We start from the raw sequence: 10,170 nt of genomic DNA on the forward strand, positions 1-10,170 counted from the left end.
CCACACGGAAAACGACGGCGCGTCAGCCCGCCGACACGCGCCCCCACTGCGCCGAACGGCGGCCCGTCACTCGCACCCCCGTACGCCGGGACGACAATTCATTGCCCGGGGTCACACCCCGTGATACACAGAGTGACCATAGGTTTCTCTCGCCCCCACACCGCCCTCGCCCAGGTCAGAGCACAGGGACGGGACACGGGCGGGGAGATCGGGCAAAGAGAGCCGCCAAGTCGACATACGACGGCGATTTCATCAGCGAAGATAGTACGTGACCCCTGCCATCGGGCACGGGGTACCGGAACTACCCATACAGGGGCGGTGAGTTACATGATCCTGGCAGCCGAAAAGGGCGACATCACCACCATCATCGGCGGAATCGCCCCGAACTGGGGGCCGTTCGGCAGTCTCGGCAACGAAGCGAAGGTCATGATCGAGGTGGTCATGGCCGTCGCGATCCTCCTCTGCCTCGGCATCGCCATCTGGGGCGCCGCCAAGCAGCGCATCGGCGCGACGGCCCTGCGCGACACGTTCAGCGCGGAACAGGGCAAGGGACTGATCGTCGCCGGCCTCACCGGCGTGTTCATCATCGGCTCCCTCGGCACCCTCTTCACCATCGTCTACGGAATGGCCGTCTAGCCGGGCCGCCCACCGGCTGCCGGACCTGATGAGGACTCACCACACCGCATCCACGCGGGAACGAGCACTACCGTCGTACGACGCGGAGGGGGCGGACACGGAATGAGCAACGACGACCAGTACGGCGGCGGCGGACACGGCGAGGTCGGCGGCACGGGCCAGACCCGCACCCGCCTCCCGGACTCCCCCTCCGACGCCTACGGCACCCCCCGCCGCACCCCCCGCGCCTCCCGCGGCCTCGTCACGGTCGTCGGCGTGGTGGTCCTCCTGATCGCCGCGATCGCCTTCGCCAACCAGTCCCAGGACACCCCGAGCAAGCCTCCGGCCGAGGCCAGTCCCGGGTCGACGTCCACCTCCCCGACGGGCAAGGACCCGGTGGACGCCAAGAATGACGGCGTACCCTCCGGCTTTGCCCAGGATCAACAGGGAGCCCAGTCCGCCGCTTCTAACTACGCCACTGCGCTGGGTTCTGACGGCATGTTCAACCCTGCGCGCAGACACTCAATCGTGGGCGCCATCGCGGACGAAGACACTCGCACGAAGCTCCAGTCGGGATTCGACGCCGACTACTCGGCCGATCTGCTCGCCCAGATTGGTCTGACCAAGGACGGCCTCGCTCCGACCGGTTCCACCTTCGTCAACCGGACCGTTCCCGTGGGAGCCAAGGTCAACAGTTTCGCCAGTGGGACCGCTTCGGTCGATGTGTGGTGCATCGGAATGTTCGGCTTGACCGGCGAGAAATCCACCCGGCCCGTGACCAGCAGCTGGTTCACCATCTCCATGAATCTCAAGTGGAACGGTTCGGACTGGAAGGTTCTCGAGACCACCCAGAAGGCCGGCCCCACACCAGTCACCGGCGACAACCCGGTGTCCACCTCCGACGAGATCGGCAAGGCCGTCACCGAATTCGGAGGGTTCACCTATGCCCGGTAGCCGGAGTCTCTCCGTCCGCGGCCTCGGCTTGACCGCAGCAGCGGTCCAAACCGCCGTCATCCTCTTCGCCTCTCGTGCGACAGCTGCACCGGGAGCCCCGACGCCCTCGCCCTCACCGAGCGCGAGCAACGACCCCTGCGGGCTGATCGCGGGCCCCGCCCGGGAGTATTGCGATCGCGGCAAGGGTTCCGGCGGAGCCCCCCGCACGGGCCTGGCCCCCGCCGACCCCGCCGACGCCCTCAACCCCCTCGCCTCCCTGGCCAAGGGCTGCGCCGACGCCGCCTCCTGGATCGTCGGCAAACTCAGCGAAGCCGTCACCCACACCGCCAACGTCGACTTCACCAACCCCGCCTTCCTCCAGCAGTACGCCGTCGTCTTCGCCGCGAGCACCATCCTCACGCTCGTCCTCTGGCTCCTCGCGGTCGCCAAACGCGCCATCCGCGGCGTCCCCCTCACCACCGCCATGTCCGAAGCCATCGGCTTCCTCTGGCTCACCGTCCTCGCCTCCGCCTTCACCCCCCTCGTCCTCTACACCGTCGTCTCCGCCACCGACGGCGTCACCGAGGTCATCGCCTCCGCCACCGGCGGCAAATCCGACGTCTTCTTCGGCTCCTTCGCCGAAGCCCTCAAAAAGGGCGACGACATCGGCGGCGGCCCGATCATGCTGATCGTCGTCGCGCTCGTCACCGTCCTGGCCGCCGGAGTGCTCTGGCTGGAGCTCGTCATCCGCGCCGCCCTCCTCTACGTCGGCGCCCTCCTCGGCACCGTCGTCTACGCCGGACTCGTCGACCGCAACATGTGGGGCCACGTCCGCCGCTGGGCCGGCATCATGATCGCCGTCATCCTCGTGAAGCCGGTCATCGTCATCGTCCTCGGCCTCGCCGGCGCCCTCACCGGAGACAAGGGCCCGAACGCCTTCTCCGCCGTCGTCTCCGGCCTCGCCATCATCCTCCTGGCGATCTTCGCCTCCGCGATGATCTACCGCTTCGTCCCCGGCTTCGGCGACGAGATCGCCTCCGCCCGCTCCAACCGCAGCAAGGCCACCGACGGCGCCCAGGCAGCCGCCGTCATCAGCTCCCCGGCCTCCCTCGTCTCCCAGGGCATCAAGACCCACAGCAGCCGCGGCGCCCACCGCGCCGGCGGCGGCGACGGCGGGGGCGGCGGCAACAGCGCCTCCCGCCCCGCCAACCCCCTCTCCGGAGGCGTGGCCGCGCACAGCAGCCGTCCCACCTCCGGCGGCGGCTCCGGCGGCGGCTCCGTCCCCTCCGCCACACCCCCGCCCCGCACTGGTTCGAGCACGAGCAACACAGGAGGTGACGGGCGGTGACGACCCAGTCGCACCAGCTCCACCCGATCGCGCCCCGCCGCACGTACCTCATCGGCCGCGCCCGGCCGAACGCGATCGTCGGCAAGAACCGCGAAACCGGCGAGATCGCCCTGATCATCGCCGGCGCGTTCTTCGGCATGATGAGCGGACTGCTCGTCCCCGACCTCACCCTGCGCATCGTCAGCCTCGCCGGCTTCCCCATGCTCGCGCTCGCCGCCGTGTACGTCCCCTACCGGGGCCGCACCTTCTACAAGTGGTTCGAGATCAACCGCAGCTACAAGCGCACGCTGCGCCGCGGCACGACGTACCGCTCCGGCACCATGGAGGCCGGCATCCGCGCCGTCGACGGCCGCGAGGTCGAGGTGGGCCCGCCCCCCGGCATCGGCCGCATCGCCTGGCTCGCCGCCCCCTTCGGCCCCGACGAGATCGCCGTCCTCCTGCACGCCGACCGCCGCACCGTCACCGCCGCCATCGAGATCGAGGGCCCCGGCGTCGGCCTGCGCGACAGCGAGGACCAGGAAGCCCTCGTCGACCGCTTCGGCACCCTCCTCAAGCACGTCGCCAACGGCGACGGCTTCGTCACCCGCCTCCAGATGCTCGCCCGCACCCTCCCCGCCGACCCCGACGCCCACGCCAAGGACGTCGCCATGCGCGGAAACACCCAGGCCCCCGGCTGGCTGCGCGACTCGTACGAACAGCTCCAGTCGATGGTGTCCACCTCCTCCGAGCAGCACCGCGCCTACCTCGTCGCCTGTATGCACTACAGCCGCGAACTCGCCGCCGAGGCCCACACCATCGCCCGCGCCTCCTCCCCCGCCAAGGGACGCAAGCTCGACCGCGACGCCGGCCTCGCCATCGTCATGGCCCGCGAGCTCACCGACATCTGCGCCCGCCTCGCCGAGGCCGACATCCGCGTCCGCCAGCCCCTCGGCCAGGGCCGGCTCTCCTCCCTCGTGCACTCCATGTACGACCCGGACCACCCCATCGACCACATCCAGGCCATGACCAAGCGCAACGCCTGGCCCGCCGAACTCGACGCGGTGGAGCCGACGTACCTCCAGGCCAAGACCCGCGAGTCCTCCACCCGCGCCCCCTGGTGCCACGCCACCGCCTGGGTGAAGGAATGGCCGATGACCCCGGTCGGCGTCAACTTCCTCGCGCCCCTCCTCGTCCACACCCCGGACGTGATCCGCACCGTCGCCGTCACCATGGACCTGGAGCCCACCGAGGTGGCCATCGAGCGCATGCTCACCGAGAAGACCAACGACGAGGCCGACGCCAGCCGCGCCGCCAAGATGAACCGGACCGTCGACCCCCGCGACATCGCCGCCCACGGCCGCCTCGACCAAAGAGGTGAAGATCTCGCCAGCGGTGCGGCAGGAGTCAACCTGGTCGGGTACATCACGGTGTCCTCGCGTTCACCGGAGGCCCTCGCCCGCGACAAGCGGACGATCCGCGCCTCCGCCGGCAAGTCGTACCTGAAGCTGGAATGGTGCGACCGAGAGCACCACCGCGCCTTCGTCAACACCTTGCCGTTCGCCACCGGCATCCGACGCTAGCTGGAGGGAAGTGCCGCCCATGCGAGATCCCATGTCCGCTCTGACGGACGCCTTCACCAGCTTCCTGTTCGGCAAGGTCGAAACCACCCGGCTGCCCGTCCGCACCTCCACCGGCCAGGCCCAGGCCGTCTACCTGCCCACCGCCGCCCCCGGCCTCGGCGACTCCGGCGTGATCATCGGCCGCGAGGTCTACAGCGGCAAGGGCTACATCTACGACCCCTTCCAGCTGTACGGCCAGCAGCTGCCGGCCCCGCACTGGCTGGTCCTCGGCGAATCCGGCAACGGAAAATCAGCGCTGGAGAAGACCTACGTCCTGCGCCAGCTCCGCTTCCGGGACCGCCAGGTCGTCGTCCTCGACGCCCAGGGCGAAGACGGCGTCGGCGAGTGGAACCTCATCGCCCAGCAGCTGGGGATAACCCCCATCCGCCTGGACCCCATCGCCGCCAACGACGACGGGATCCGCCTCAACCCCCTCGACCCGGCGATCACCACGACCGGACAGCTCGCGCTGCTCCGGACCATCATCGAAGTCGCCATGGGCCACGGCCTCGACGAACGCTCCGGCTTCGCCCTCAAGGTCGCGCACGCGTACGTCGTCGGCACCATCCGGGACCGCCAGCCCGTCCTCACCGACATCGTGGAACAGCTGCGCCACCCGGAAGCCGAGTCCGCGGAAGCCATGAACGTCGACATAGACGATGTCCGGGCCTGGGGCCTCGACGTGGCGCTCGTCATCGACCGCCTCGTCGACGGCGACCTGCGCGGCATGTTCGACGGCCCCACCACCGTCGGCATCGACCTCGACGCCCCCCTGATCGTCTTCGACCTCTCCCACATCGACCGCAACTCCATCGCGATGCCGATCCTCATGGCGATCGTCGGCGTCTGGCTGGAGCACACCTGGATCCGCCCGGACCGCAAGAAGCGCATCTTCCTCGTGGAAGAGGCCTGGCACATCATCAACAGCCCGTTCGTGGCCCAGCTGTTCCAGCGCCTGCTGAAGTTCGGCCGCCGCCTCGGCCTGTCCTTCGTCGCCGTCGTCCACCACCTCTCCGACGTCGTCGACGGCGCGGCCGCGCGCGAAGCCGCGGCCATCCTCAAGATGGCCTCGACCCGCACCATCTACGCCCAGAAGGCGGACGAGGCCCGAGCCACCGGCCGGGTCCTAGGCCTACCCCGCTGGGCGGTGGAAATCATCCCCACCCTCACCCCGGGCATCGCCGTCTGGGACGTCAACGGCAACGTCCAGGTGGTCAAACACCTGATCACCGAGGCCGAACGCCCCCTCGTCTACACCGACCGCGCGATGACCGAGTCCTCCACGGCCCACCAGCTCCCGGACGACCTGCTGGCCGCGGAACTGGAGGCGGAGGAAAGGGCCCTCCTCATCGAACGCCGCCGCAACGGCCCCGGCTCCGCGACCACGGTGGCGTAACCATGCCCGACCCAAGACCTGCGCGGACTCCCGCCGGCGGCGGCGGAGTCCCGGACGGTGTCCTGGTCGGCCTCCTGGCCTTCCTCCTCGGCCTGGCCGTACTGGTGTGGTCCGCGACCGGCCTCGCCGCCCTCTTCTCGAAGGGCGCCTGGCCGGCCACGGTCACCTTCACCCGCACCCCGGAGGCCATCCGCGCCCTGATAGCGCAACCGCACGACATCCCGGCCGCCTGGCCCGACACCGACCCGGCGGCCCTCTCCGGCTGGGGCCTCTTCTGGGGCCTGTTCATCAGCCAGCTCCTCGTCCTGCTGGTCCTGGTGATCTTCACCCTGGGCGTCATCGCCCGTACGAAGTCCCGCCGCGCCCCGGCCAAAACCCCGGGCCCGCTCCCCCAGGTCCCGCCCCAGCCCCTCCCGGCGCCCCCGTCCCCCGTAGCCGCACACCGCAAGGCAACCCCGGCGCCGGCCCCGGCCGATGAGCCCTACCGCTACGCCCCGGCAACCCACCCACCCGCACCCACCGCGCCCCTACCGCCTGCCCCCAGCCCGACCCCGGCCCCGGCCCCGGCCCGGACACCACGCCTGACCTACGCCGACGCGGCCACCCGCCACCGCACCGCCGTCCAGGCCGTCAACGAGGCGGAGTCGGCAGCGCTGATCGTCACCTCCTCCCCCACCCTGTGGGCCGAGACCAAGGACGCCCGCGCCAAACTCGGCCCGGTCCTCCTCTACGACCCCTCGCACCTGTGCGACACCCCGGCCCGCATGCACTGGAACCCCGCCGCCGGCTGCGCCGACCGCGACACCGCCGCCGCCCGGGCGATCGCCCTGCTGGCCCCCGTACGCCCCCAGGCCCGCATGGACGCCGCCGTCGCCGATACGGCCGAAACCCTCCTCCGCAGCTGGCTCCAGGCGGCCGCGCTCGACGAGCGCCCCTTCAAGCAGCTCCACCGCTGGGCCCAGGGCAACAACGCCCAAGACCCGGTCCGCGTCCTGCGCACCCACCCCCAGGCGGCCCCCGGCGCGGCCGGCGAACTCGAAAGCGCCCTCACCGCGCACCCCGAACGCCGCGAACAGGCCCAGGACCTCACGGCCCGCGCCCTGTCCTGCCTCAGCTCCATCCACATCCGCGAGGCCTGCAACCCGAACCGAACAGATGCGCTGACCTTGGCATCGTTCGTCTCCGAAGGGGGCACGCTCTATGTGGTGGGTGAACCCCTGGAAGATCCCCGTACCCACCCGGGTGCGATGCCGTTGCTGACCGCACTCGCCTCCAGCGTGGTCGAGCACGGCCGTCGCGTGGCCGCACGGTCATCCCACGGTCGGCTCGACCCACCACTGACGCTGGTCCTGGACGACATCGCCGCAGTCGCCCCCGTCCCCCAGCTCCCGGAGCTCCTGGAAGACGAAACCCTTCCGCTCCTGGCCCTCTGCCGTAGCCGCGAACAGGCCCGCTCCCGCTGGCCCCACGCCGACCTGCCCTAAGGCCGCGGGTACACGTACTCCAGCTCCTTCACCGACGGATTCCCCGGCATCGGCACGCTCCGCCCACTCGCCCGGAACCCGAACCGCCGGTAGAACGCGCCGGCCCGCGCGTTCCCCTCGTGCACGAACAGCCGTACGCGCTCCAGCGCCGGCTCCTCCAACGACCAGGCCCATTCCAGCGAGGCCGCGAACAGCGCCTCGGTCAGCCCGGTCCCCCGGTGCTCCGGCCGTACGAACACGCCGACCAGATGCCCCTGAGTCCGCTCGATCGGGAACCCGAAAAGGTCGGAAGTCCCGCCGTCCTCAACGAGCACGGTCACCGACCCGACCCACTCCCCGCCATCGGCCTCGGCAATGAACTGCCGCGCGGTCCGCCCGTGCGAGGCCCCTTCGGCCCGCCCCCGCCAGAACTCATCGGGGTGCGACTCCGCGCTCTCCACGGTCTCCAGAAACGCCACCGAAGCCGCGGGATCCCGCAACGCGGCGAGCCGCAGCTCCTTGACCTTCTCCCATTCATCGGCGCGGACGGAACGAATCACATGCTGGCTCATATCGCGGGATCCTACCGAGCCGGAAAACTGTCCGTAAACGCAGAAAAGCCCCGCACCAGTTACCTGGTGCGGGGCTTTCCCACAATGATTGTTCGGCGGCGTCCTACTCTCCCACAGGGTCCCCCCTGCAGTACCATCGGCGCTGAAAGGCTTAGCTTCCGGGTTCGGAATGTAACCGGGCGTTTCCCTAACGCTATGACCACCGAAACACTATGAAGATATCAACCGGATGACAACACGGTCGTTACTTCAGAACTAACACAGTGGACGCGAGCAACTGAGGACAAGCCCTCGGCCTATTAGTACCAGTCAGCTCCACCCGTTACCGGGCTTCCACATCTGGCCTATCAACCCAGTCGTCTACTGGGAGCCTTACCCTCTCAAGGAGGTGGGAATACTCATCTTGAAGCAGGCTTCCCGCTTAGATGCTTTCAGCGGTTATCCCTCCCGAACGTAGCCAACCAGCCATGCCCTTGGCAGGACAACTGGCACACCAGAGGTTCGTCCGTCCCGGTCCTCTCGTACTAGGGACAGCCCTTCTCAATATTCCTACGCGCACAGCGGATAGGGACCGAACTGTCTCACGACGTTCTAAACCCAGCTCGCGTACCGCTTTAATGGGCGAACAGCCCAACCCTTGGGACCGACTCCAGCCCCAGGATGCGACGAGCCGACATCGAGGTGCCAAACCATCCCGTCGATATGGACTCTTGGGGAAGATCAGCCTGTTATCCCCGGGGTACCTTTTATCCGTTGAGCGACGGCGCTTCCACAAGCCACCGCCGGATCACTAGTCCCGACTTTCGTCCCTGCTCGACCCGTCGGTCTCACAGTCAAGCTCCCTTGTGCACTTACACTCAACACCTGATTGCCAACCAGGCTGAGGGAACCTTTGGGCGCCTCCGTTACCCTTTGGGAGGCAACCGCCCCAGTTAAACTACCCATCAGACACTGTCCCTGATCCGGATCACGGACCGAGGTTAGACATCCAGCACGACCAGAGTGGTATTTCAACGACGACTCCACAACCACTGGCGTGGCCGCTTCAAAGTCTCCCACCTATCCTACACAAGCCGAACCGAACACCAATATCAAACTGTAGTAAAGGTCCCGGGGTCTTTCCGTCCTGCTGCGCGAAACGAGCATCTTTACTCGTAGTGCAATTTCACCGGGCCTATGGTTGAGACAGTCGAGAAGTCGTTACGCCATTCGTGCAGGTCGGAACTTACCCGACAAGGAATTTCGCTACCTTAGGATGGTTATAGTTACCACCGCCGTTTACTGGCGCTTAAGTTCTCAGCTTCGCACGCCCGAAAGCGCACTAACCGGTCCCCTTAACGTTCCAGCACCGGGCAGGCGTCAGTCCGTATACATCGCCTTACGGCTTCGCACGGACCTGTGTTTTTAGTAAACAGTCGCTTCTCGCTGGTCTCTGCGGCCACCCCCAGCTCACGGAGTAAATCCGATCACCAGTGATGGCCCCCCTTCTCCCGAAGTTACGGGGGCATTTTGCCGAGTTCCTTAACCATAGTTCACCCGAACGCCTCGGTATTCTCTACCTGACCACCTGAGTCGGTTTAGGGTACGGGCCGCCATGAAACTCGCTAGAGGCTTTTCTCGACAGCATAGGATCATCCACTTCACCACAATCGGCTCGGCATCAGGTCTCAGCCTTAATGAGGGACGGATTTGCCTACCCCTCGGCCTACACCCTTACCCCGGGACTACCACCGCCCGGGCTGGACTACCTTCCTGCGTCACCCCATCGCTTACCTACTACAAGTCTGGTTCGTCGGCTCCACCACTTTCCTTTCCCCGAAGGGTCCGGAACGGCTTCACGGACTTAGCATCGCCTGATTCGATATTGGGCGTTTCAAAGCGGGTACCGGAATATCAACCGGTTGTCCATCGACTACGCCTGTCGGCCTCGCCTTAGGTCCCGACTTACCCTGGGCAGATCAGCTTGACCCAGGAACCCTTAGTCAATCGGCGCACACGTTTCTCACGTGTGTATCGCTACTCATGCCTGCATTCTCACTCGTGAACCGTCCACAACTAGCTTCCGCTGCTGCTTCACCCGGCACACGACGCTCCCCTACCCATCACAACACCCGTTGGGGCTATACGCTGCAATGACACGACTTCGGCGGTACGCTTGAGCCCCGCTACATTGTCGGCGCGGAATCACTTGACCAGTGAGCTATTACGCACTCTTTCAAGGGTGGCTGCTTCTAAGCCAACCTCC

General features: G+C 67.4%; 7 protein-coding genes and 2 rRNA genes (1 of these 9 only partly in view). 6 read left to right on the top strand and 3 right to left on the bottom strand.

Annotation, left to right across the window (positions count from 1 at the left end; translation table 11 throughout):
* Positions 1-327 precede the first annotated feature (327 nt).
* The 6 genes from EES41_RS17550 to EES41_RS17575 all read left to right on the top strand — a co-directional run bounded on the left by EES41_RS17550 (position 328) and on the right by EES41_RS17575 (position 7,374).
* A complete protein-coding gene (locus EES41_RS17550) occupies positions 328-636 on the top strand; it encodes a hypothetical protein (RefSeq protein ID WP_008742356.1) in 309 nt (102 codons plus the stop codon).
* A gap of 102 nt (positions 637-738) precedes the next feature.
* A complete protein-coding gene (locus EES41_RS17555; protein ID WP_123079421.1) occupies positions 739-1,569 on the top strand; it encodes a hypothetical protein in 831 nt (276 codons plus the stop codon).
* Positions 1,559-2,896: a hypothetical protein gene (locus tag EES41_RS17560; RefSeq protein WP_123079422.1), complete on the top strand. Its 1,338-nt coding sequence runs from the start codon at positions 1,559-1,561 to the stop codon at positions 2,894-2,896. Before EES41_RS17555 ends, EES41_RS17560 begins: the two co-directional genes overlap by 11 nt.
* Positions 2,893-4,455, top strand: coding sequence for an SCO6880 family protein (locus EES41_RS17565; protein ID WP_123079423.1), 1,563 nt, complete (start codon positions 2,893-2,895; stop codon positions 4,453-4,455). The genes EES41_RS17560 and EES41_RS17565 overlap by 4 nt, the downstream gene beginning before the upstream one ends.
* 19 nt (positions 4,456-4,474) lie before the next feature.
* Positions 4,475-5,890, top strand: coding sequence for an ATP-binding protein (locus EES41_RS17570; RefSeq protein ID WP_123079424.1), 1,416 nt, complete (start codon positions 4,475-4,477; stop codon positions 5,888-5,890).
* Between the two features lie 2 nt (positions 5,891-5,892).
* Positions 5,893-7,374, top strand: coding sequence for a type VI secretion protein (locus tag EES41_RS17575; protein ID WP_123079425.1), 1,482 nt, complete (start codon positions 5,893-5,895; stop codon positions 7,372-7,374).
* Here EES41_RS17575 and EES41_RS17580 read toward each other — a convergent pair.
* The 3 genes from EES41_RS17580 to EES41_RS17590 all read right to left on the bottom strand — a co-directional run.
* Positions 7,371-7,925: a GNAT family N-acetyltransferase gene (locus EES41_RS17580; RefSeq protein WP_123079426.1), complete on the bottom strand. Its 555-nt coding sequence runs from the start codon at positions 7,923-7,925 to the stop codon at positions 7,371-7,373. The genes EES41_RS17575 and EES41_RS17580 overlap by 4 nt on opposite strands.
* A 90-nt stretch (positions 7,926-8,015) precedes the next feature.
* Positions 8,016-8,132 (bottom strand): 5S ribosomal RNA (gene rrf / locus EES41_RS17585).
* Positions 8,133-8,204: 72 nt separating this feature from the next.
* Positions 8,205-10,170: ribosomal RNA gene (locus EES41_RS17590) — 23S ribosomal RNA — on the bottom strand; it runs 1,158 nt beyond the window's last position.

It is taken from the genome of Streptomyces sp. ADI95-16, from assembly GCF_003721495.1.
Taxonomy (GTDB): Bacteria; Actinomycetota; Actinomycetes; order Streptomycetales; family Streptomycetaceae; genus Streptomyces; species Streptomyces goshikiensis.

Coding starts and splice junctions, on each gene's coding strand:
- EES41_RS17555 (WP_123079421.1), top strand. CDS start 739: ATGAGCAACGACGACCAGTACGGCGGCGGCGGACACGGCGAGGTCGGC.
- EES41_RS17570 (WP_123079424.1), top strand. CDS start 4,475: ATGCGAGATCCCATGTCCGCTCTGACGGACGCCTTCACCAGCTTCCTG.
- EES41_RS17560 (WP_123079422.1), top strand. CDS start 1,559: ATGCCCGGTAGCCGGAGTCTCTCCGTCCGCGGCCTCGGCTTGACCGCA.
- EES41_RS17550 (WP_008742356.1), top strand. CDS start 328: ATGATCCTGGCAGCCGAAAAGGGCGACATCACCACCATCATCGGCGGA.
- EES41_RS17580 (WP_123079426.1), bottom strand. CDS start 7,925: ATGAGCCAGCATGTGATTCGTTCCGTCCGCGCCGATGAATGGGAGAAG.
- EES41_RS17575 (WP_123079425.1), top strand. CDS start 5,893: ATGCCCGACCCAAGACCTGCGCGGACTCCCGCCGGCGGCGGCGGAGTC.